Raw genomic sequence first — 22,815 nt, 5'->3', positions numbered from 1 at the left:
ACTCACAACTCGTGGGAAGACCAACCGATGTCCGACATGTGGATCGTGATCAACACCGCCATAGCAGTGCTGGCGGTCGTTATCTTCATCGTGCGCTTTCGTTTCAACCCCGTCGTTTCGCTCGTCCTCGGTGCCGCCTACCTCGGCCTCGCCACCAAGCTGGGCGTCGAGAAGACGGTCGACACCATTGCCGGCGGTTTCGGCGAAATCATGGCCGAAGTCGGCCTGCTCATTGCATTCGGCGTTCTCATGGGCTCCGTGCTCCAGGAGATGAACGCCATTCAACGGCTGGTGGGCACACTGCTGCGCACCTTCGGCCCGAAACGGATGCCGTACGCGTTGTCGCTGACGATCGCGACCGTACTTCAATCCATCTTCCTGGACGTTCTGCTCGTCATCTCTGCACCACTCGCCCGGAACCTCGGACCCAGGATCGGTAAGTACGGCACCGCCCGCATGGCCACGGCGCTGGCCATCGCACTCGAGTGCGGCATCGTGTTCATGGTTCCCGGTGTTGCCGCCCTGGCTCTTGCGGGCCTACTCGGTGTGCCGCTCGGCAAGATGATGATCTACGGACTCATCCTCATCGTCCCCGTCGTCGTGCTCTCGGTCGCGATCATGTCGTTCGTCTTCCGTCACGGCTGGTGGAACGAGGAGAAGGACGAGGAGCAGGTCGCGGTCATCGACGAGACGGTCGGGCCCATCGACGGTGCGGACACGAACGACGAGCTGGGCGAAACGCCCGCTGCAGGAGGTTCCGTCAGCGGTACGTCGAACGACGGTGCGTCCGGAAACGGTGGCTCGGGCGCGGTCGGTGTCGCCGAGAAGGTGCGTGAGGAAAAGCAGACCCGCCTCATCGTGTTGCTCTCCCCGTTGCTGCTCTCGCTTTTCCTGATCGCCACCGGCGCGGTCTTCGAAGTCGCCGAACTTTCCCAGCCCATCGTGGAGTTCGTAGCGAGCCCGGTCATCGCTCTGCTGTTCGGTCTCGTCGGTACGTGCCTGATCGGCCGGTACCACGTCGGGCAGAAGCGCGTCGAGAAGGCGTTGGCACGAGGATTCGCCGAGAGTGGGCAGATCCTCATCCTCACCGGTGTCGGCGGATCGTTGGCGGCAGTCATCAACGAGGCAGGACTCGGTGAGATTCTGGGGCAGTACTTCACCGCGAGCACCGCAGCGCCGTTGTTGATGGTGTGGGTCATCGCTGCCGCACTGCACATCGCCGTCGGCTCCGTCACGATCTCCGCCATCACCTCGGCCGGAATCCTGGCCCCTGTCGCGCCGCTGATCGGACTAGACCCCGTCTTCATCGCTCTTGCGGCAGGCGCCGGTTCACTGTTCGCGGTTCACGTCACGAGCAACACCTTCTGGCTACTGCAGTCACTGATGGGCCAGACCACCCGCGGAACGCTCAAGACGTGCTCGGTCGGCGTGTCCGTCGCCTCCGTGATCGCCATCCTGCTGATCATGCCGATGAGCCTCGTACTGTGACACCCGACTCGAGCCGCACGGACCGTGCACACGACCAGAATGCAGTGCCGAGTACCGAAAGGAACACCATGACCGACCAAGCCTTACCACTGAGCGGAGTACGGGTACTCGAGCTCGGTAACTACATCGCCGCACCGACTGCTGCCCGTATGCTGGCCGATTTCGGCGCCGAGGTGATCAAGGTCGAGCGACCGGGCACCGGCGACGAACTCCGCAACTGGCGTCTGTACTCCGGCACCACCTCGATGCTCTACCGCACGATCAATCGCAACAAGAAGTCCATCGTTCTCGATCTTCGAACCGACCAGGGCCGGCAGGACGTCATCGACCTCGCCGAGAAATGCGACATCGTTCTGGAGAACTTCCGCCCAGGGACGCTCGAAAAATGGGGAATCTCGCCGGAAGTTCTCAGCCGCAAGAATCCCGACCTCATCATCACCAGGATCTCCGCATTCGGACAGACCGGACCCATGTCCGAGCGTCCCGGATTCGCCGCAGTTGCCGAGGCATACGGGGGTTTCCGCAACCTCGTCGGCGATCCCGACCGACCACCGGTGCGCGTCGGAGTCTCGATCGGCGATTCGATCGCAGGTCTCTACGCGGCGTTCGGATGCGTCATGGCCCTGTTCCAACGGCAGACCGCGAAATCCACTCTGTCTCTGACACAACGGTCCATCGACGTGGCCCTGAACGAATCCATCCTGTCGATGATGGAATCCCTGATTCCGGACTATCTTGCCTACGGCGTCGAACGCGAACGCGTCGGAGGCCGCATGGAGGGCATCGCACCGTCGAACGCCTACCCGTGCAACGACGGTCACTCCATCATCATCGCGGGTAACGGCGATGCGATCTTCCAGCGCTACATGGAGACCATCGAGCGACCCGACCTGGGCGCAGATCCCGACCTCCAGTCCAATGCCGGCAGATGGAAGCGTCGCGACGAGCTCGACGCCGCGATCAGTGCGTGGACCGGGTTGCATTCTCGTGACGACGCCCTGAAGCTCCTCGATGCTGCCGGTGTTCCGTCCGGCCCGATCTACACTGCCGCCGACGTGGTGGCGGACGCGCAGTACAACGCGCGCAACATGATTCAGAACTTCCAGGTCGACACCGGTGACAGTGAACCGGCGGACGTCGGTTTCGTGGGCATCGTTCCCGTCATCGGCGACGCGTCGCTACCGATCCGATCCGTCGGCCCCGAGCTGGGCGAACACACAGCAGAAGTACTGAAAAACCTACTGGGTAGAGAATCCGAAGAGATAGGCGCCTGATGTACACGTTCACTCCCACAGCGCACTTGCGCGACGTCACGTTGCGCGACGGACTCCAGCTGACGGGCAAGTTGCTCTCCGTCGAACGCAAGCTCGACATCACCCGACAGCTCATCGCTCTCGGTGTGCCCGAGATCGAGTTGGGCTCGCTCGCCAGACCGGACAAGGTTCCCCCGATGGCGGGAACACTCGAGCTGATCGGCGAACTGACACCGGAAGAGCTCGAGCGGTGCTGGGTGTGGGTCGCCACGCCGCGCCACGTCGAGAAGGCCGCAGCGGCCGGTGCACGTAATTTTCAGTACTGTCTGTCGGCGTCGGATGCACACAATCAGGCCAACATCGGCCGTTCGACGGAGACCTCGATCGCCGCGATGCCCGACGCCACCGCGATCGCCGAGTCGGTCGGGGGCAAGATCGAACTGTGCATCGCCACGTCGTTCACCTGCCCGTTCGACGGCCACGTTCCCGAGGATCGCGTACTGTCCATCGCCAACGACGACAGAACGGCCGGATCGGTCGACATCGTCATCTGTGACACTCTCGGACAGGCCGTTCCCGCCCAGGTGACATCGCTCGTTCAGCGAGTTGCTGCCGAGTCCCCGCAGCGACGCATCGTCTATCACGGTCACGACACGTGGGGCCTCGGGGTTGCGAACACGCTCGCCGCGATCACTGCAGGTGCCACTCTGGTCGACGGGTCCCTCGGCGGTCTCGGGGGTTGCCCGTTCGCTCCCGGTGCGAGCGGAAACACCTCGACCGAGGACATCCTCTTCGCCACTCGTCCGGACTGGTTCGACCCCGATAAACTCGCCACCATGGTCGAACTATCGGAGAAACTGCTTGCCGAGCTCGGTGAACCCATGCGGTCCAAGACCGTTCAGGGTGCACGCTCGAGTCGCGGCACCCGCACCGAGGGCACCGGATCCGCCAACGCATTCGAGTGGGTCATATGAGCAAGATTCTGGTCACGACCCCCATCCCGGCTCCCGGCATGGACATCCTGGCTGCAGCCGGTGAGGTCGAGGTGCTCGCGCTCGATCACGCGGGCCTCGTCGAACGATGTGCGTCGGGTGAGTATTCGGTCGTCGTGTCCCAACTTCGCGACAAATTCGACGCCGAGTTGCTGGAATCGGCCAAGCTCACCGGAATATCCAATTACGCAGTCGGATTCGACAACATCGACGTGGCAGCGGCAACCGCGCGCGGCATCACCGTCGGAAACACCCCTGGTGTGCTGACCGACTCGACGGCAGACATCGCGTTGCTGCTCATGCTGTCGACGGCACGCCGCGCGGTGGAGGCGGACAGCCTCGTGCGATCCGGAGGCTTCACCGGGTGGGCCCCTGAGTTCATGCTCGGCACGGACGTGTCCGGGAGGGTTCTCGGACTCGCCGGTTTCGGCCGGATTGCGCGCGCGACGGCACGGCGTGCACTCGGTTTCGGTATGCAGGTCAAGTTCTGCCCACGTCCACCGTCGGATCGAGACGTCAGCGACGCCGAACTCGGTGAATTCGCCGGGCGCGTCGAGCACGTGACGTGGGACGAGCTGGTGACGACAAGTGACTTTCTGTCCCTTCACGTTCCGCTGAACGACGCGACGCATCACCTCGTCGACGCCGACGTGATGAAGGCGATGAAGGACTCGGCAATTCTGATCAACACAGCTCGCGGACCCGTCGTCGACGAGGCCGCGCTCGTGGAGGCACTCGGACACCGAACGATCGCCGCTGCAGGACTGGACGTGTTCGAACGCGAGCCTGCACTTGCGCCGGGTCTCGCGGAGCTCCCGAACGCTGTGCTACTCCCCCATGTGGGCAGCGCGACGGTGTCGGTGCGATCGGAGATGGCCAGATTGTGCGCCGAGAACGCCGCCGCAATGTTCGGAGGTTCCCTTCCTCCGCACCCGGTCAACCCCGAAGCGTGGACTCACGCCGGGTAGCGACCACCGAGAGTTCGGGTGATCTGCTCGGCGTGCGAGACCAGCAGATCCACCCACTCCTCGCATTTCGAGAGAGGCATCCGGAGCGTCGGGCCACTGATCAACACGGCGCCGATGACGTCGGCCGCGGAATTGAACACCGGGGCCGACAATCCGGATGCTCCTGTGTCCCGCTCGCCCGTCGTGATGGCGTAACCGTCGGATCTGGTTTTCCGCAGCAGTTCCCGAAGAATGTCGGTATCGGTCACCGTTCGGTCCGTCACCGGCTGAAGTTCCTGTGCCAGAATCTCTTCCGCCAAGTCGTCGTCGTACGCAAGCAGCACTCGCCCCGCAGAACCCGCGTTCAACGGAGCGATCTTGCCCACGTACATGTCGCGCCGGAGGGGATGCCGCGTCTCCGCCAACGCGACACACACTCGATAGTTCTGTTCCGCTCGAAAAAAGCACGTCGTCTCGGTGGTCTCGTCCCGCAAGTTCTTCAGGATCGGGGTCACGATGGACAACACGTCGAGGTCCTTGGCGGCAGTCGCGGCCCAGTAGGACATTCGCACGCCGATCCGAATCCGGTCGCCGCTTCGATCGAGAAAACCCTGTTGCACCAGGTTGGTGACCAGCCGCTGAACCGTCGACGTCGGAAGACCGGTGGCGTGCTGGATTTCACCCAGTGTCAACGACGGACGATCGAAGGAGAAGGCGTCGAGGATCTCGGTGATCTTGCCCAGAACGAGCAAGGGCTGCTGCTTGGATCCCGAAGAGTTGTCCGTGCTCACGACTCAAATGTATCCCGATATGCCGCTACGGTCCGACACATCCGAACCGGAGAAGCGGCCCGCATTCTGGCGAGCATCATGCATCGATCCCCAGCGCACCGGTGGTCATCTCCCGCAGCAACGGGCGGACATTCTTGGACCTAGTGCGCCCGGCGCTGTAGGGAGTCGAGTTGATCAAGCCGAACACCGCGTGAGCTTTTGTGCGAGCATCGCTTTCGCTGAGGTTCGTGTCGTGAGCCCTCAGTTGGGCAACCCACAGCTCGACGTATTCACGTTGCATCCGGCGCACCTTTCGCCGGGCGGCGTCCGGCAAATTCTGCAGGTCGCGGTCCTGGATTCGAATGAGCGCCGGGGATTCGAAGGCGAAGTCGAGGTGGAACTCGATCAGGTCGTCCAGCACGGTACGACCTGCAGGCTCGCGCTCTGCCACTCGCCGTCCACCGTCGAGTAGGTACTCGGAAATGCCGACGAGAAGTTCCACGAGAACGGACTCCTTGTTGGGAAAGTGCCGGTAGACGGCCGGCCCACTGACACCCACTGCAGCGCCCAGATCTTCGAGCCGCACGGATGCGAAACCGCGGTCGGCGAACAGTTCGGCCGCCGCGGACAGTAGCTGCGCACGCCGTTCCGCCTTACGGCGCTCGCGCAGCGTTTCCGGCTTGGACTCGCCTTCCACGGTCTGTTCGGCCATCGATTCCCCTCCCCATCCTGGACAACTCGGTTAATTATAGTTTACTATAAGTTCAGTTATTTCTAGTTAACTGGAATCATTCGTTTCGCAGGATCGGACCGAAGGCGCGCACCACATGGCACATGAACCCAACGCCAGCAGGGCAGAACACCAGCTCCTCACCGCCGAACTCTCCGAACGCCTCGCCGGCGCCGCGCTCGGCGGTAGCGAGAAGTCGAGAGAACGTCACGTTGCCCGAGGCAAGCTGCTCCCCCGCGATCGCGTGAACGAACTGCTCGACCCGGGAAGCCCCTTCCTCGAGATCGCTCCGCTCGCAGCCAACGGCCTGTACGACGACGAGTGCCCGGGCGCAGGGGTCATTGCGGGAATCGGCAGGGTGTCGGGGCGTGAATGTGTCGTGATCGCCAACGACGCAACGGTCAAGGGCGGCACGTACTACCCGATGACGGTCAAGAAGCACTTGCGTGCCCAGGAGATCGCGCTGCAGAACACCCTGCCGTGCATATATCTGGTCGATTCCGGCGGTGCGTTTCTCCCCCGCCAGGACGAGGTGTTTCCTGACCGCGACCACTTCGGCCGCATCTTCTTCAATCAGGCCACCATGAGCGCCAAGGGAATTGCGCAGATCGCTGCGGTGATGGGGTCGTGCACCGCCGGCGGCGCGTACGTTCCGGCCATGAGCGACGAGGCCGTCATCGTCAGGAATCAGGGAACCATTTTTCTCGGTGGTCCGCCCTTGGTGAAGGCGGCCACCGGGGAGATCGTCACGGCCGAGGAGCTCGGCGGCGGTGACGTGCATTCGAAGGTCTCCGGTGTCACCGACCATCTGGCCGAGGACGATCGCGACGCACTGGACCGAGTGCGCAAGATCGTCTCGACGCTCGGACCTCGCACCCCGCGCCCGTGGGACATCGTGACGCCCCGTGAACCGATCGCAGACCAGCACGAGTTGTACGACGTGGTCCCCACGGACCCACGAACTCCGTACGACGTGCGCGAAGTGATCACCCGAGTCGTCGACGCAGGTGAGTTCGACGAGTTCAAGGCCGAGTACGGCAAGACCCTCGTCACCGGCTTCGCGCACATCCATGGTCATCCCGTCGGTATCGTCGCCAACAACGGTGTTCTCTTTTCCGAATCGGCGATGAAGGGCGCCCACTTCATCGAGCTCTGCGACAAGCGCAGCATCCCACTCGTGTTCCTGCAGAACCTCTCCGGCTTCATGGTCGGGCGCGACTACGAGGCGGGCGGAATTGCCAAACACGGTGCCAAGATGGTGACTGCCGTCGCGTGTGCCCGCGTTCCGAAGTTGACCGTCGTGATCGGCGGATCGTACGGCGCAGGCAACTACTCGATGTGCGGGCGCGCCTACTCCCCCCGCTTCCTGTTCATGTGGCCCAACGCGCGCATTTCCGTCATGGGCGGCGAGCAGGCCGCGTCGGTGTTGGCGACCGTGCGCAGCGACCAACTCGATGCCGCGGGCAAGCCCTGGTCGGAAGAAGATCAGGAGTCGTTCAAAGCGCCGATTCGCGCCCAGTACGAGACACAGGGCAACCCGTACTACTCGACGGCCAGGCTGTGGGACGACGGCATAATCGACCCGGCCGATACCAGAACTGTTCTTGGACTGGCATTGTCGGCGTGCGCCAACGCACCGCTCGAACCGGTCTCCTACGGCGTTTTCAGGATGTGAGACAAATGGTCGAAAGAATCGATACCGTTCTGATCGCCAACCGCGGTGAGATCGCAGTCCGCGTGGCTCGAACCCTGCGCACGATGGGGATCACCTCCGTTGCTGTCTACAGCGATGCGGACGCAGGAGCTCGGCACGTCACCGAGGCCGATACCGCTGTACGCATCGGACCGGCTGCAGCGAAGGACAGCTATCTGTCGATCCGCAACGTGATCGAGGCTGCCGAACGCACAGGCGCCCAGGCAATTCACCCGGGGTACGGATTTCTCTCCGAGAACGCAGAGTTCGCGGCCGCGTGCGCGGAGGCCGACATCGCATTCCTCGGACCATCGGCCACGGCCATCGCCGCGATGGGCGACAAGATCACGGCGAAGGACGCCGTGACCCAGTTCGGGGTCCCGGTCGTTCCGGGCATCTCGAGGCCCGGATTGACCGACGCCGACTTGATTGCCGGCGCCGACGAGGTCGGCTTCCCGGTACTGGTCAAACCGTCGGCAGGCGGCGGCGGAAAAGGAATGCGGCTGGTGGAGCGAGCAGAGGACCTGCCGGCCGCTCTGGCCAGTGCCCGCCGTGAGGCTGCGTCGTCGTTCGGCGACAACACGCTCTTCCTCGAACGGTTCGTCCTCCGGCCCAGACACATCGAAGTGCAAATCCTGGCGGACCAGCACGGCAACGTCATTCATCTCGGTGAACGCGAGTGCAGCCTGCAACGCCGGCACCAGAAGGTGATCGAGGAAGCGCCGTCGCCCTTGCTCGACGCGCAGACCCGCGCCCGCATCGGCGAAGCGGCGTGCAACACGGCCCGCAGCGTCGACTACACCGGCGCAGGAACTGTCGAATTCATCGTCTCCGCAGACAGCCCCGACGAATTCTTCTTCATGGAGATGAACACCCGCTTGCAGGTCGAGCACCCGGTCACGGAGATGGTGACCGGACTCGATCTCGTCGAATGGCAAGTTCGTATCGCTGCAGGTGAGGTACTGAGTCTGCAGCAGAACGACATCGTTCTCACCGGTCACGCCATCGAGACCCGCGTGTACGCGGAGGATCCTGGCCGCGGCTTCCTACCCACCGGTGGCACCGTCGTCGGGCTCCGCGAACCCGGCGGTGACGGGGTTCGGGTCGATTCCTCGCTTTCCGTCGGTACCGAGGTGGGAAGCAACTACGACCCGATGTTGTCGAAAGTGATTGCGTACGGGCCCGATCGACCCACCGCCCTGCGCACACTCGATCGCGCGTTGTCGGAGACAGCCGTACTGGGCGTCGTCACCAACATCGAGTTCGCCCGATTCCTGCTCGACGACGACGACGTTCGAGCGGGCACGCTCGACACAGGTCTGTTGGACCGCCGACTGGAAGATTTCACTCCTGAGTCGGTGCCGGATCAGGCGCTGATCGCAGCTGCAGCCGTCTCCTGGCTCGAGATGTGGATCGGCACCGGGGCCGACATCTGGTCGTCCCCGACCGGATGGCGGGTGGGCGAGCACGCGCCGTTCACTGTGCGATTGTCCACGGGCGAAGCGGCAGTGCACGTCTCGATCAGCGGTGTTCCTGGATCTGCGACGGTTGCCGTCGGCGATGGGCCGTCCAGGCCCCTGCACGCAGAAGTACGAACGGACACCATCGTGACCGTCGTCGACGGTCACCGTGAGACTGCGCGATTCGCCCACGCCGAGAATGCGACGTGGATTTCCAGTTCACGCGGAACCTGGTCGATGTCGACGGTGTCCGAGCCGAGTGTTCGCGCCGAGGAAGCCCACTCGGGTAACGCCGAGATCGTCAGCCCGATGCCCGGTTCGGTCATCGCTGTCGAGGTCGCTACCGGCGACGCCGTGAGTGCAGGAACCGCCGTCGTCGTCGTCGAAGCGATGAAGATGGAGCACGCCCTGACCACACCTGTCGACGGAACCGTCGAACTCGCAGTGTCGGTCGGAGACCAGGTTCAGGTGGACCAAGTTCTCGCCCGCATCATTCCCAACGAAGATTCAGAGGTGCAATCGTGACCGACTACCTGTCATCGTCCTCCCTCCCGGACGAGTATCGCCAACTCAAGGACTCGGTAGCCGATTTCGCGAAAACGGTGGTCGCGCCGGTGTCGGCGAAACATGACGAGGAGCACTCCTTCCCCTACGACGTCGTGGCGAAGATGGGCGACATGGGCTTGTTCGGACTCCCGTTTCCCGAGGAGTACGGCGGGATGGGCGGCGACTACTTCGCGCTCTGCCTTGCCCTCGAGGAGCTCGGCAAGGTGGATCAAAGCGTCGCGATGACACTCGAAGCAGGGGTGTCCCTCGGAGCGATGCCCGTGTTCCGATTCGGCAACGACGCGCAGAAACAACAGTGGTTACCGAAATTGACCACGGGTAGGGCGCTGGCGGCCTTCGGTCTCACCGAGCCGGGAGCGGGCAGTGATGCCGGCGGCACCAAGACCACCGCGAAACGCGACGGCGGTGACTGGATCATCAACGGCAGCAAGCAATTCATCACCAATTCGGGAACCGAGATCTCCGAGTTGGTGACGGTGACCGCGGTGACCGGGGTCGAGGAGGCGACAGGCAAGAAACGCATCTCGTCGATCCTCGTGCCGACCGACACTCCGGGATTCGTCGCCGAACCCGCCTACAACAAGGTCGGGTGGAACGCGTCGGACACACATCCGTTGAGCTTCACCGACGTCCGTGTACCCGAGGAGAACCTGCTCGGGGACGAGGGGCGCGGGTACGCCAACTTCCTGCAGATCCTCGATGAAGGCCGTATCGCCATCGCTGCCGTGTCCGTCGGTGCGGCGCAAGGATGTGTCGACGAGAGCATCAAGTATGCGAAGGAGCGCGAGGCGTTCGGCTCACCGATCGGACGCAATCAGGCGATTTCGTTCAAGATCGCGCGTATGGAAGCGCGTGCACACACCGCCCGTACCGCGTACTACGACGCCGCCGCGCTGATGCTGGCAGGTAAACCGTTCAAGAAAGCAGCGTCGATCGCCAAGCTCGTCGCCTCCGAGGCTGCGATGGACAATGCCCGAGACGCGACGCAGATCCACGGTGGATACGGATTCATGAACGAGTACGTGGTGGCTCGGCATTATCGGGACAGCAAGATCCTCGAGATCGGCGAAGGAACGACCGAGGTCCAATTGATGTTGATTGCGCGGGGGTTGGGACTGTGAGCGGGAGGACTATTCGGCAGCGAGGCCTGTGGTTCGAGGAAATGGAGGTCGGCGTCACCTACGAGCATCGGCCCGGCCGAACCGTCACCGAGGCGGACAACACGCTGTTCACGACCCAGACGATGAACACTCAGGCACTGCATCTCGACGCCGCGTACAGCGAGAGCACATCGTTCGGTGAGCGGTTGGTCAATTCGATGTTCACGGTGTCCACCGTCGTTGGCCTGTCCGTCGCACAGCTGACTCAGGGCACCATCGTGGCGAATCTCGGATTCTCCGAGGTGACGTTCCCCAAACCGCTGTTCCACGGCGACACGCTGTACGCCGAGACTTCGATCTCGGACAAGCGTGAGTCCAAGAGCCGGCCCGGCGAAGGCGTCGTCACGTTCACGCACACCGGGCGTAACCAGCACGGCGACGTTGTCGTGGTCGCTGTCCGCAAGACACTGGTTCGGATGAATCCGGCCACGGACCCACTGTCGGAGGATCGCTCATGAACTGGGTGCCGCCCGGTCCGGCCTGGTTGTTCTGCCCGGCGGATCGACCGGAACGGTTCGAGAAAGCGGCCGCGCGCGCAGACGTCGTCATCCTGGACCTCGAGGACGGCGTTGCACCGGCGGACAAGGCTGCTGCGCGCGAAGCACTGGTTGCCACCCCACTCGACCCGACCAGAACCATCGTCAGAGTCAACGCGCACGGCACCGACGACTGTTCGGCGGATCTCACCGCACTGGACAGAACCGACTACACCGTCGTCATGCTTCCCAAGTGCGAGAGCCCCCAGGACGTGTCTGCCCTGGCGCCCCGCGATGTGATCGCGTTGTTCGAGTCACCGGCCGGGGCCGTCGAGTGCCACCGTGCTCTGGGCGCCGACAACGCTGTCGGCGCGATGTGGGGCGCCGAGGATCTCATCGCCGCCTTGGGCGGTAGCTCCAGCCGATTGCCGGACGGCTCGTATCGAACTGTCGCGCACCATGTCCGGTCTCAGGTTCTGCTCGCCGCGAAAGCGCGGGGTTTGTTCGCCCTCGACTCGGTCTATCTCGACATTCCCGATCTCGGCGGTGTACGCGAGGAGGCCGACGACGCCGTGGCCGTAGGCTTCGACGGCAAGGTCGCGATCCATCCCAGTCACATCCCGGTGATCCGCCGCGCCTTCGCGCCGACGGACGACGAGATCGATTGGGCCGAGCGCGTTCTGGACGCCGTGCAGTCGAACCGCGGCGTGTTCAGCCTGGACGGCAAGATGGTCGACGCGCCGGTGCTCACCCATGCTCGACGAATCCTGGCGCGTCGGACCACGTCCCCGTAGCTCGGCGCACCGGTGCAGGCATAGACGATCGCCCGACGGGGTAAGGACCATCGGTGCCCGAACTCCCCGAAGTCGAGAACGCCAGACAAGTCGTCGAGAAGGCGCTCGATCGCGTCATCGTCGAGATCGACGACGCCGACACCTTCGAATGCAGACCCCATCGTCCGGGCGACATTGCCCGGGCACTCACCGGCGGCATGCTGGTCGAAGCGCGCCGCCGCGGCAAAGCGATGTGGTGCGAGACCAGGCTCGCCGACGGCTCCGACGGCCCGACTCTCGGAATTCACCTCGGTATGGGTGGACGCATCATCGTCACCGCACCGGACGGCGAGCAGACGTCCCGGTACGGCGGCGGCGATCCGCATGTCGGCGAACGGGACACGGACAAACCCGAGTGGACTCGGTTCGCGATCACGTTCGACGACGGCGGACAGCTCCGTCTGTTCGACAAGCGGCGGCTCGGCCGTGTACGGCTCGAACCCGATATCGACGCGCTCGGCCCGGATGCCGCCGAGATAACCCGCGACGACTTTCGGCACCGCATCGGGATGAGCGCAGCACCGCTCAAAGCCCGCTTACTGGATCAGGCTGCGGTATCGGGTATCGGCAATCTTCTCGCCGACGAGGTCCTGTGGCAGAGCGAACTGTCACCGTCACGCCGTGCGAAGACTCTGACGGTCGACGAGCTCGACGAACTCCGAGTGATTCTGCGGCGTGCGATCAGGTCCGCCATAAAGAAAGGCGGAGTACACACCGGTGAGATAATCCCGTTCCGCAAGAAGGATGCGACGTGTCCTCGCTGCGGCGCACCGATGTCTCGCGGAACCGTCGGCGGCCGTACGACGTGGTGGTGTTCCCGCGAACAGGAGTGATGTCGTTCCCAGAGTCTATTCGGGCAGAGTAAATTCGGGCAGAGTCGACCCGGGCTGAGTCGACTCGGACGAGTCAGCCCCGTCCCATGTACGGCATCCGGTTCGCCATGATCGTCATGGTCGGGACGTTCACGTCGAGCGGCAGGTCCACCAGCTGCACGACAGTGTTCGCGACGTGCACCGGATCGAACGTAGGTTCCGGGCGGCTGGACCCGTCTGCCTGCCGAGCGGCGTGTGCGATGCCCGCGGTCATGTCGGTCGCGGCGTTGCCGATGTCGATCTGGCTGCAACAGATGTCGAAATCGCGGCCGTCGAGGGCGATGGACTTGGTCAGCCCGGACACTCCGTGCTTGGTTGCGGTGTAGGCGACACTCCCGGGACGCGGCGTGTGCGCGGAGATCGAACCGTTGTTGATGATCCGGCCGCCTCGTGGGTCCTGGGCCTTCATGATGCGCACCGCCTCGCGCGCGCAGAGGAACACCCCGGTGAGATTCGTGGCAACGGTCTGCGACCAGTCGGCGGGATCGACCTCGTCGATGCTTCCCGACGGCCCGAACGTGCCCGCGTTGTTGACGAGCACGTCGAGTCTCCCGAAGTCCGCGACCACTCCTTCGAACAGTCGTTTGACCGAATCGGGCACGGACACATCACATTCACGGACGTCTGCTCGATCGTGTCCTTCGGCAACCTCGTCGAGACTCGACCGGGTCCTGCCCACCAACACCACACGATGGCCGACGTTCAGCAGGCCGGTCGCCATGGCGCGCCCCAGCCCGGATCCCGCTCCGGTCACGACGATCACACGTTCGATTTCGATCACCATCACTCCATTCCATCACGCCGCCAGAACGAGGGTTCGGATCTGCGCACCCGACGCGCTCGACGCCTCACCGCCGACAGTCAGGTTTCAGTCGGTCGTGCTTGTGCATAGGTTCCCGGCGGAACGCCGACGAGTTCGGTGAACTCCCGCGTGAAGTGAGCTTGGTCGAACCAGCCGTAGCGAGCCGCGAGGTCAGCAAGCGATCCGGAGTAGCCGTTGTCCAGGTCCGTCACCGCGTCGTGGATGCGATAGCGCGCCAGTACCCACTTGGGTGTGGCGCCGACGAGCTTCTCGAAAAGTCGCTGCAGCCGCCTCGTCGCGATCCCGCACCGGTCCTCGACCTGCTGGACTCGGACGAGGGAGCGGTCGTGCAGCATCACCTCGATGATGTCCAGAACTGTGGAGTAGTCCGGCTCGACGCCCCGCACGTACGGGCGGAGTGCGGCGTCCATGTGCAATCGACACTCGTCCGGCGTGAGATGCGAACCCAGAGTTGCCAGCGACCCGACGGTCTCCGTCGAGAACGCGACGGGAGGTGCGACGAACACGTCGCGCAACGTGCGGGCGTGAGTGCCGGTGAACGACGCGAATCCTCCCGGACGAAACTTGGCCCCGAACACCCATCCGGAGTGCGCCAGTCGGACGTCGAACCGTCGAGTGAGTACGCCCGTCACGACCACCGGATCGGTCACCCCTTCTCGAAGGTGCCCGCGTTCGACGCTCAAGGTGCATGCTGGGTGCGGAAGCGTCGAGCTGGCGTACGTCGATCCGGACGGCAGATCCCAGCGCAAAAGCCAGTAGTTCTCGATCCACGGAGACAACGGAGCCGAGCAGGGAAGCCGAGTGAGCTCGACGTGGCGTGCGAGTTCAGCGGGTCGTAGAACACCCGCAGTGGTTGCTGTCGCATTTTTCCTATCCGCCACGTGGAGCAGTCTAGGAGGCTGTGACGACACCGTTCGTCAGGAGAGAGACATGAACACCACGCCCGTGGCAACACTGAAGATGGTCACACTGGACTGCGCTGACCCCGAGGCCAACGCGACCTTCTGGTCGTCTCTGCTCGGATGGGACGTCGTCCACTCCGAGAAGGACTACGCGATGTTGGCGGGCCCCAGCAGCGCGTTGGGGTTCGGACGAGTCGAGGACTATGCCCCGCCCACGTGGCCCAACGAACACGGCAGCAAGCAGTTTCACTTCGATCTAGCCGTGGCCGATCTCGACGACGCAGCACGCGCGGCCGTCGACCTGGGCGCCACCCTCCCCGACGACCAGCCCGGCGAAACCTGGCGGGTCCTGCTCGATCCGTCCGGTCACCCCTTCTGCCTGACCAAAGCCGAGAACTGGGGATAGTGCGAGAAGAACGACATCCCAGGGTCCGGTCCGTCCTGCGAGCTACTTATTCCGCTCCTGTTCCGCTCGGATCAGCCCGCCGCCGACGATCAAACGCTGTATCTCGCTCGTACCCTCGTAGAGACGTAGCAACCGCACGTCGCGGTAGATCCGTTCGACCGGTATCTCGCGCATGTAGCCTGCACCGCCGTGGATCTGGACCGCGAGATCGGCTACCTTGCCGACCATTTCGGTACAGAAGAGTTTCACGGCAGAGGGGGCGATGCGTCGGTCTGTTTTCTCGACCCAAGCCCTCGCTGCTTCCCTGACCATGGCGCGGCCGGCCATGACCCCTGCCTGCTGGTCGGCGATCATCGCCTGCACGAGTTGAAAGTTTCCGATCGGCTCACCGCCTTGCCTCGACACCGCAGCGTGAGACACCGACTCGTCGAGCGCACGTTGTGCCTGACCGACGGCGAGTGCGGCGATGTGCACTCGCCCGCGCGCCAACGACGTCATCGCCGCTTTGTACCCGATGTCGCCGTTTCCGCCGACAAGCGAATCGGCCGGGGCCCTCACGTCGGTGAACGTCACGTCCGCGGTTCCCGATCCCTGCTGGCCCATCTTGGCGTCCTTGGCCCCGACGGTGATTCCAGGAGTGTCGGCAGGGACGAGGAACACTGCGATACCGTTACCGCTCCCCGGTTTCGGATCCAACTTGGCGAAGACGACGAACATATCGGCGATCGGCGCGTTGGTGATGTACCGCTTGTTGCCGTTGATCACCCAGCCCGAACCGTCGTCTCTGGCCGTGGTCGCGAGCCCAGCAGGATTGGAACCGGCACCGTCCTCGGTCAGAGCAAACGAGGCGACGATGTCGCCTGCTGCCATACCCGGCAGCCACTTCGCCTTCTGCTCCTCGGTGCCGAAACCGACGAGAACCTGCCCGGCAATCCCGTTGTTGGTACCGAACATCGACCGCAGGGCCAGCGACGTGTAACCGAGCTCCATCGCGACTTCGACATCCTGAATCAGGTTGAGACCCAGTCCGCCCCATTCCTGCGGTATCGCGAACCCGAACAGGCCCATCTCCGCGCACTGCGCCCGCACATCATCCGGTACGGCATCAGCGTTCATGATCTCCACTTCGCGCGGTACGACGCGTGACCGCACGAATTTCGAGATCTGCGTCAGCACATCGGAAAAGACATCGTCGGGTACATCCGGGTTCAGGGTGTCCATGCACCCACTATCGACCCGGACACCACTTTGCAGCAATCACCAAGCGACTGGTTCGCTCGCACTGACAGCTTGACTCTCCCGTGCAGGGAGACTGGATGGTAGGAGCATGAACGAACCAACGCCGCCGGAAACACATACCTTCTACCCGACCACCCTGTCGCTGAAGGGTCGAAGGGCCGTTGTGGTCGGCGGGACCAGAGGCCTTGGATCGGCGGTCGTCGATCGCCTCGCAGACGCCGGGGCACTTGTGCTGTCGGTTGGCCGTACAGCTGCACCCGAAACCAGAGCGGCAGGCACGATCCAGGTCGACGTCACAGATCCGACATCGGCGGCCGAGATTGCTCGCGCAACGAAGCAAGCGGGCGGAGTCGACATCGTGGTGCACGTTGCCGGCGGGTCCTCCTCGCCGGGCGGTGGTCACGCGACGATGACCGATGCTCACTGGAACGACGAACTCGCGCTCAACCTGCTGGCAGCGGTCCGCATCGACAGAGCGTTGGTGCCACTTCTGTTCGCGAACGGCGCGGGTGCGATCGTGCATGTCGGGTCGATACAAGGCAGGATGCCGTTGTACGACGGGACACTGGGTTATGCCGCTGCCAAAGCCGCGTTGCGCACGTACAGCAAGGGGCTCGCGAACGAGCTCGCTCCTCGTGGAATACGCGTCAACACGGTCTCACCCGGCGGGATTCAGAGCGACGGCGCACTCGATCTGGCCAGGCGGATAGCCGCGGCTCGCGATGTGAACGAGCAAGAGGGCATGACTGTTCTCATGGACTCGCTCGGTGGGATTCCGGCCGGCCGATTGGCGCCGGCCTCCGAGATAGCCGACGTCATCGGATTCGTCGTGTCCGACGCGGCTGCATCGATGACGGGACACGACGTGATCGTGGATGGGGGCACCGTGAAGACGACGTGACCGCCGCACCCACGACGAGTCGACGGGTGCTCAGCGCGAGTGCGCAGTGACCTGTGCCGACCGCGGTCGGGTCAGGCTGCGCGGACCGACAGCAGCGGTACGGATGTTCGGGTACGACGGCTTCGGCGTGGAGGGCGCGGTCGTCGGCTCGGTGCGTCGTTCGCCCACACGAACCGACTCTGGACCGGCGCACGGGTATACGACGCCGTCGATCCGCAACGAAACCTCGTAGTTGCCCTCCACCAGCGCGAAGGTCGACATCGTGACGCCCGTGTGACCCTCGGGAACCACCACGCGGTGACTCAGTGCGAACACCCCCGCGTGCAACACCTCGCAGACCTGACCTGGGCGAACGTTGTCGGCTCGGACTACGATCACGTTGGCCGCACCGCTTCGTGGGACCGACGCGGACACCTCGGGTGCATCGTCGACGAGCCTGAGATGGTTCCTGTCGCCCCGCATGAACTCACTCCTCCAGTCAGCAGGCCCCGACATCGACGTCGAATGCCTCTCGATGGGTATTCGGATTCCGTCGCTGCAGGTATTGGTTTGTCCGCAGATCGGCTTCAGCGGTGACGCACTCGGCCGAGGCCCGCAGTCGATGATTCTGCGGTGCGCGTCAAACCCAACGCTGTCAACAACGCGATTCCCCACAGCGCGAACAGCGGATCCCACACGATCGCGTGTCCGATCATTGTCGTCTCGTTGTATCCACCGCTCGGTGTGAACAGTCCAGCCAGCACCGCGCCTGCCGCGATGGTCGACATGCCGCCCCACCCGACCAGAACGAATCCGCCCGCCCAACCGACCACCCGCAACGGGCGGTGGAAGCGCCCCTGATGACGCTCGTCGACCCACGGCACGACCGCCGCAACCAGCTTGACGACAGCGATCGTCCCCAGCGCCAGCCCGGTCGTCAGCGGGTGTTCAACCGAAAGCTGGACGGCCCACTCCCCGACCGATTCGAGCTGCCACCGCCCGCCGAGCGCCCAGTACATGCTTGCCACCGCGTGAACCACCCCGGCCCCGGCGGCAACCGCGAACGCTGCAGTCGAAGCCTTCGTTCGCTCGGTGCCCCGTGTTCGCATGGAACAACGGTACGAATTACCCGAGGGCGGCACATCCAGGATTACCCGGAGTGCTGCCCTGACCGCACCCGGATACCGACACCCAGTTTCCGGCGCCGCACTACGGGAGCGAATTCGCTTGAACGGTGACTGTTGTCGTGGGGCTCGAGCATCACGCTGGGGCTACCAGTGCGCGATGGGAACTGCATCTCGCTCCACTCCATGCGCCGCTATGAAGCACGGAGGTTGGCATCCTCACTCCGAATCGACCGTGCTCGTGGTCGATTCCGGCGCCGACGGCACCCAAGGCTTCAGCGGTTGCACCACATCACGGTAGAACGCATCTATCCCATCGGTGACACTGCCGATGAAGCTCGCAGCAGTTCCCGACCGCTTGCTGCCCATCTTCGAGGGTGACGTGAGGGTGAACCGTCGCAGTTCACTGACCCGCCCGGAAGTCAGTGATTTCGTGTCAGCGCGGACGGTCGCCAGGTTTTCGCACGATACCTCGCTGACATCGGCGAACACTGCCTCGACGAGCACGTCCGCCGGCGCATCCTTCAATTGTTTCAACAACCACGACGCGCGTCGGAGAGACGTTCCGTCGGCCGGGGCGTCGATACTCGTACTGCACTGAATCTTGTTGGTACGCAGATCCGCTTCGACGGTCACGTCACCCGCTGCATCGGGTATGCGGAGCGTGGCAACAAGACAACCGGTAGCGGCGAGTTGGTTGACGATGAACTCGTTCCGAGCCTGCGGGTCGCTGCCGAGTTTCCTGGGCAGGTGATGCTTCACCGTTGCTCCCAGATCCGCTGTCATACGCAACGCCAGATGCCGTGACAACGACGCCCATGTGTTGGCGACCGACAGTGCCTTCGCGTCGCTCGGACGAAGCGTGCCTGCCGACACCGAATCGCGCACCGCGACCCAGTGACGCCCCATGTCCACGAACTCCGTCGCGCCGGACTTGGGATGAGTCAGATATCGAACGAACTCGCTCAGGATCCAAACTTGCAGTGAGTCCGTGAGATCGCCGTGTGACAGCAACATTCGAGCTTCGTGAATAACTTCGGACCAGGACATGTGCCGCAAGGCAACATTGTTCAGCTTGAACTTGTTCACCTGAACCGGAAGTTCGCCCACCGACGCCGGAATGTCGTTGGACACGCTGAGCACGACCTCGTACTTGTGCCGTTTGGCAACGTCGAGATAGTTCTCGAGTTGCTCCTTCGTCAACTTGCCGGTGCCGGTCTTCACCTCGAGCAGTGCCGTCCATACGTGTCCGGCGCGGGACACCCGAAAGACGCCGTCGGGGATGACCTTGCCATCACCTTTGACGAAGGGAACCTCGAGGTACCCCTCGAACGGACCGGCCGGCGCCCCAGCGCGCGAACAGATGGCGCGAGCGAACGGACGCACCGCCTGCATCGTTGCGATGAGTGCGGAGGTCGCCCGCTTCTCCTGCTCTTCACCCGAGCCGACACCCGAGATGGAGAACAAACGGGCGGTGTGCCACCCCTCCCCTCCCGCCAGAGTGAATTGAGGCGGCGACGCCTTCTTCGCCACTGGCTTCTTCGTTCGAACGCCTCGTTTGGGCGGATCTACGTCGACTATCGAGACTTCGACGACCTCGCCCGTTTCCGTCCTGGCCTGCGCATGCGAATCTGCGACTTCGACCACGACGACGTCGTCGACCTGTTCGGTTCGATCAGCGTCGTCGACGTCGACACCGAAATCCTGCGCCAAACCGGCAAGTCCGGACTCCCACCCCTGGCCCACCGCCCGAAGCTTCCACACGCCGTCCCGGCGGTACACCTCACCGAACACGAGGGCATGCTCCGATGTCGCATCGGCTGTGACGAACTCACCCAGAATCGAACCGGATCTATCTCTGACCTGCAGCGCCAGCTTTCCGAAGTCGCTCAGTGGGCGCCCCTCCGAACTTCCCGCGATCACAACCTTGAGCACGTCCGCCGGAAGCGAGTGGAGATGGATCGATATCCGCTCCTGCTTGCCCTCGTCGGTACTGCTACGTCCCAAGTATCGAACTGCGGCATCGGCAGACTCGGGCTGGTTGTAGAACACGAAGTCGGAGTCCGATCGAACCCGGTTGCTGTCGTCGACGAGGAGAGCCGATGCATCGAGATCTCGGTCCGGATCCACCCACGACACGATGACATCCAGTTCGGTTACCTCTGCCGGTAACGCGACGTTCTCGCCCTTGGTCAGAAAAGGTGAACTCACGCGCAATCGCTCCTGTCGCACAAACAGACTCCGAAGTCTCAGAATATGCAGTCCGCCGGACGGTCGGGCGCTCTCCAAAGACATTCATTCGACCGAATGACTCCAGGACTGCTCCGAAGATCGACGATTCCAGCCTCGCCGGCGCTACCCGCCCCAACGCTTCAATTCGTCGGGCGCGAAGTACATCTGTTGAGTAGCACCGAAACGAACCAGGATCTGGTTCTTCTCCTCGTAGAACCAGACAACAGTGCCGTAGACACCGCTCATGGGCCCACCCGTCGTTGTTACCCCGTCTCCAACCTCGTAAGCCGCCATTCCCACAGATTACCTATCGCCCAGATGCGACGACGTGTGCAGAAGTAGTGAATCGACGCATTGCCTCTCGACCACTGCACCTTTGGGACTGCCCGACCTCACAGTTATCCGAGGATGATTGAAAGGAATCCGAGCAAACAGGCGCTGACCGTCAAGGCAGGCGGTATCCGGCAGCACGGAAGAGTCGATACCACTCTTCCCGGCTCAGACTGATATCGCTCCCGGCCACGGCTTCAGCTACTCGACTCGGCGTGGTCGTCCCCAGGACAACTTGGATCTTCGCCGGGTGACGCGTGAGCCATGCCGTCGCAATGGAAGTGGGAGTCACACCGTGATCGCGGGCGAGGTCGTCGAGAGCGTCGTTCAGTTCTGGGTAGTTGTCGCGATCACCGATGAAAACCTTTCCTGTGTAGCCGCTTTGGAAGGGCGACCAAGCTTGCAAGGCTATGTCGTTGATGCGCGCGTAATCCAGAAGGCCGTTGCTCAGGTCGATCGATTGGTCGAGACCACCGATGTTCGACGCCAAACCCGCAGCGATCAACGGCGCATGGGTGAGGCTCAGTTGCACCTGATCGATGATCAGCGGCTGCGTCACCTCGGTGGCAAGCAACTGAATTTGACCGGGTGTGTGGTTGGAGACGCCGAAACTGCGCACCTTTCCGGCCGAGTGCAGAGCGTCGAATGCAGCGGCGACCTCGCTGGGCTCGACCAGACTGTCCGGCCTGTGCAACAGCAGCACGTCGAGATGATCCATACGGAGCGCGGAGAGCGATTTCTCGACGGTGTCGAGGATGTGCGCCTTGGAGAAGTCGTAGAACCCGTCCCGGATCCCTACCTTGCTCTGAATGACGACCTGCTCGCGTTCGGAGGGCAGGAATGTCACTGCGTCTCCGAATCGACGCTCGCATCCGTGTCGACTTGTGCCGTAGATATCAGCGTGGTCGAACACCGAAACACCCGCATCGCGAGCGGTCCCGACGAGCTTCGCGATACTCGCATTGTCGAGTGCTTCGATGCGCATCAGGCCGAGAACGATGCTCGACGCGCGCGGGCCGCCAGCGGACATCTCGTAATACTTCACGCACACCCTCGATCACCATTCGTGCCTGCACCGTCCAGAGGCCGCCACCCTACCCTCCTCCAGCGCGCCAGTTTCTACATTTCGACGGTGTCGTTCGTGCCGACATCCGGCTTGTCGCCCGTGATCCTGGACTTGGCGTACGCGAGCAGGGTCGATACCTTGGACCCCGGCGCTGACCAGTATTCCGCGCCCTCCGCTTCGACAGAGATCAAAACGACCTCGGGAGACTCAGGGCCGTCGTCGAACCATGCTGCCGCCGCCTGATTCCATAGTTCCTTCTTCTTCGCCTCGTCGAGAACGATCTCTGCTCGTCCGGACACGGAAACCCAGGCTGTCCCCGACTGGAACGACACATTCACCGAACTGTCCGCGCGAACGTCGCCGACCTTGCGCGAATCGTTGCGCGCGAAGAACCACAGCGAACCGTCGAAGTCGTGCTCCTGCAGTGCCATTGGACGGGACAGCAGGTGTCCGTCACGGCCGTGTGTGGTGAACATGCACAGCTTCGAATCCTTCAGGAGCTCGGTCACTTTGGAGATACCGGCCGTACGGTCGTCGTCGATTGTCATTTCAGGGTTGTACCCACAGTGAGC

Annotated in this window: 23 protein-coding genes; 12 read left to right on the top strand and 11 right to left on the bottom strand. The window is 63.3% G+C overall.

All coding sequences use genetic code 11. The features are described from left to right. Positions 1-27: 27 nt before the first annotated feature. From BH95_RS04275 to BH95_RS04260, 4 genes are all read left to right on the top strand, one after another. Positions 28-1,488 carry a GntP family permease gene (locus tag BH95_RS04275; protein WP_037181188.1) on the top strand — a complete coding sequence of 487 codons (1,461 nt, stop codon included), beginning with the start codon at positions 28-30 and terminating at the stop codon, positions 1,486-1,488. A 68-nt stretch (positions 1,489-1,556) separates the two neighbouring features. After that, on the top strand, positions 1,557-2,762 hold the full coding sequence (locus BH95_RS04270; RefSeq protein WP_037139233.1) for a CaiB/BaiF CoA transferase family protein: 1,206 nt from the start codon (positions 1,557-1,559) through the stop codon (positions 2,760-2,762). Next, positions 2,762-3,715 carry a hypothetical protein gene (locus tag BH95_RS04265; RefSeq protein ID WP_019667753.1) on the top strand — a complete coding sequence of 318 codons (954 nt, stop codon included), beginning with the start codon at positions 2,762-2,764 and terminating at the stop codon, positions 3,713-3,715. Before BH95_RS04270 ends, BH95_RS04265 begins: the two co-directional genes overlap by 1 nt. Next, entirely contained in the window at positions 3,712-4,701 is a 990-nt protein-coding gene (locus BH95_RS04260) for a 2-hydroxyacid dehydrogenase (protein WP_019667754.1), read from the top strand. Before BH95_RS04265 ends, BH95_RS04260 begins: the two co-directional genes overlap by 4 nt. On the opposite strand, the gene BH95_RS04255 is transcribed toward BH95_RS04260, so the two are convergent. Together BH95_RS04255 and BH95_RS04250 are read right to left on the bottom strand one after the other, a co-directional pair. Further along, complete coding sequence (locus tag BH95_RS04255) at positions 4,689-5,471, bottom strand: IclR family transcriptional regulator (RefSeq protein ID WP_033188750.1); 783 nt, start codon at positions 5,469-5,471, stop codon at positions 4,689-4,691. The two genes, BH95_RS04260 and BH95_RS04255, sit on opposite strands and share 13 nt — an antisense overlap. A 76-nt stretch (positions 5,472-5,547) precedes the next feature. Beyond that, positions 5,548-6,162 (bottom strand): SACE_7040 family transcriptional regulator, encoded by a 615-nt coding sequence (locus BH95_RS04250; RefSeq protein ID WP_037181186.1) that lies wholly within the window; start codon positions 6,160-6,162, stop codon positions 5,548-5,550. A gap of 115 nt (positions 6,163-6,277) precedes the next feature. Here BH95_RS04250 and BH95_RS04245 point away from each other — a divergent pair, with 115 nt between their 5' ends. From BH95_RS04245 to BH95_RS04220, 6 genes are read left to right on the top strand one after another with little or no spacing between them, the layout of a single operon-like run. Beyond that, positions 6,278-7,855 (top strand): carboxyl transferase domain-containing protein, encoded by a 1,578-nt coding sequence (locus BH95_RS04245; protein ID WP_037181183.1) that lies wholly within the window; start codon positions 6,278-6,280, stop codon positions 7,853-7,855. A gap of 5 nt (positions 7,856-7,860) precedes the next feature. Then, positions 7,861-9,858 (top strand): acetyl/propionyl/methylcrotonyl-CoA carboxylase subunit alpha, encoded by a 1,998-nt coding sequence (locus tag BH95_RS04240; RefSeq protein WP_037181181.1) that lies wholly within the window; start codon positions 7,861-7,863, stop codon positions 9,856-9,858. Beyond that, positions 9,855-11,021, top strand: a complete 1,167-nt coding sequence (locus tag BH95_RS04235) for an acyl-CoA dehydrogenase family protein (protein ID WP_037181179.1) — start codon at positions 9,855-9,857, stop codon at positions 11,019-11,021. The genes BH95_RS04240 and BH95_RS04235 overlap by 4 nt, the downstream gene beginning before the upstream one ends. Further along, a complete protein-coding gene (locus tag BH95_RS04230) occupies positions 11,018-11,518 on the top strand; it encodes a MaoC/PaaZ C-terminal domain-containing protein (RefSeq protein WP_037181176.1) in 501 nt (166 codons plus the stop codon). Before BH95_RS04235 ends, BH95_RS04230 begins: the two co-directional genes overlap by 4 nt. After that, positions 11,515-12,330 carry an HpcH/HpaI aldolase/citrate lyase family protein gene (locus BH95_RS04225; protein WP_037181174.1) on the top strand — a complete coding sequence of 272 codons (816 nt, stop codon included), beginning with the start codon at positions 11,515-11,517 and terminating at the stop codon, positions 12,328-12,330. The genes BH95_RS04230 and BH95_RS04225 overlap by 4 nt, the downstream gene beginning before the upstream one ends. A gap of 53 nt (positions 12,331-12,383) precedes the next feature. Next, the gene (locus BH95_RS04220; protein ID WP_037181171.1) at positions 12,384-13,202 is read left to right on the top strand and encodes an Fpg/Nei family DNA glycosylase; all 819 of its coding nucleotides are present in this window, start codon (positions 12,384-12,386) and stop codon (positions 13,200-13,202) included. A gap of 73 nt (positions 13,203-13,275) precedes the next feature. Here BH95_RS04220 and BH95_RS04215 read toward each other — a convergent pair whose 3' ends face one another. Beyond that, the gene (locus BH95_RS04215; RefSeq protein WP_037181169.1) at positions 13,276-14,025 is read right to left on the bottom strand and encodes an SDR family oxidoreductase; all 750 of its coding nucleotides are present in this window, start codon (positions 14,023-14,025) and stop codon (positions 13,276-13,278) included. A gap of 77 nt (positions 14,026-14,102) precedes the next feature. Next, positions 14,103-14,945 (bottom strand): helix-turn-helix transcriptional regulator, encoded by an 843-nt coding sequence (locus BH95_RS04210; RefSeq protein WP_230594056.1) that lies wholly within the window; start codon positions 14,943-14,945, stop codon positions 14,103-14,105. A gap of 49 nt (positions 14,946-14,994) precedes the next feature. Here BH95_RS04210 and BH95_RS04205 point away from each other — a divergent pair, with 49 nt between their 5' ends. Continuing rightward, positions 14,995-15,372, top strand: a complete 378-nt coding sequence (locus BH95_RS04205) for a VOC family protein (protein WP_037181166.1) — start codon at positions 14,995-14,997, stop codon at positions 15,370-15,372. A 42-nt stretch (positions 15,373-15,414) separates the two neighbouring features. Here BH95_RS04205 and BH95_RS04200 read toward each other — a convergent pair whose 3' ends face one another. Continuing rightward, on the bottom strand, positions 15,415-16,593 hold the full coding sequence (locus tag BH95_RS04200) for an acyl-CoA dehydrogenase family protein (protein ID WP_037181164.1): 1,179 nt from the start codon (positions 16,591-16,593) through the stop codon (positions 15,415-15,417). Positions 16,594-16,699: 106 nt separating this feature from the next. Here BH95_RS04200 and BH95_RS04195 point away from each other — a divergent pair, with 106 nt between their 5' ends. After that, entirely contained in the window at positions 16,700-17,512 is an 813-nt protein-coding gene (locus tag BH95_RS04195) for an oxidoreductase (protein WP_244164816.1), read from the top strand. Positions 17,513-17,542: 30 nt separating this feature from the next. On the opposite strand, the gene BH95_RS04190 is transcribed toward BH95_RS04195, so the two are convergent. The 6 genes from BH95_RS04190 to BH95_RS04170 form a co-directional block, all read right to left on the bottom strand. Beyond that, positions 17,543-17,974 (bottom strand): hypothetical protein, encoded by a 432-nt coding sequence (locus BH95_RS04190; protein WP_037181162.1) that lies wholly within the window; start codon positions 17,972-17,974, stop codon positions 17,543-17,545. 104 nt (positions 17,975-18,078) lie between these two features. Then, positions 18,079-18,600 carry a DUF3995 domain-containing protein gene (locus BH95_RS04185; RefSeq protein WP_019667769.1) on the bottom strand — a complete coding sequence of 174 codons (522 nt, stop codon included), beginning with the start codon at positions 18,598-18,600 and terminating at the stop codon, positions 18,079-18,081. Between the two features lie 234 nt (positions 18,601-18,834). Beyond that, positions 18,835-20,826, bottom strand: a complete 1,992-nt coding sequence (locus BH95_RS04180) for a TerD family protein (RefSeq protein WP_020113262.1) — start codon at positions 20,824-20,826, stop codon at positions 18,835-18,837. 144 nt (positions 20,827-20,970) lie between these two features. After that, positions 20,971-21,093 carry a hypothetical protein gene (locus tag BH95_RS29765; RefSeq protein ID WP_020113261.1) on the bottom strand — a complete coding sequence of 41 codons (123 nt, stop codon included), beginning with the start codon at positions 21,091-21,093 and terminating at the stop codon, positions 20,971-20,973. 199 nt (positions 21,094-21,292) lie between these two features. Then, a complete protein-coding gene (locus BH95_RS04175) occupies positions 21,293-22,222 on the bottom strand; it encodes an aldo/keto reductase (RefSeq protein ID WP_037159529.1) in 930 nt (309 codons plus the stop codon). Positions 22,223-22,296: 74 nt separating this feature from the next. After that, the gene (locus tag BH95_RS04170; RefSeq protein ID WP_019667772.1) at positions 22,297-22,791 is read right to left on the bottom strand and encodes a pyridoxamine 5'-phosphate oxidase family protein; all 495 of its coding nucleotides are present in this window, start codon (positions 22,789-22,791) and stop codon (positions 22,297-22,299) included. Between the last annotated feature and the right edge of the window lie 24 nt (positions 22,792-22,815).

This window comes from Rhodococcoides fascians A44A, from assembly GCF_000760735.1.
Taxonomy (GTDB): domain Bacteria; phylum Actinomycetota; class Actinomycetes; order Mycobacteriales; family Mycobacteriaceae; genus Rhodococcoides; species Rhodococcoides fascians_E.
Note: the sequence above shows the minus strand (reverse complement) of the source record. Positions and strands in the feature narration are given on the sequence as shown.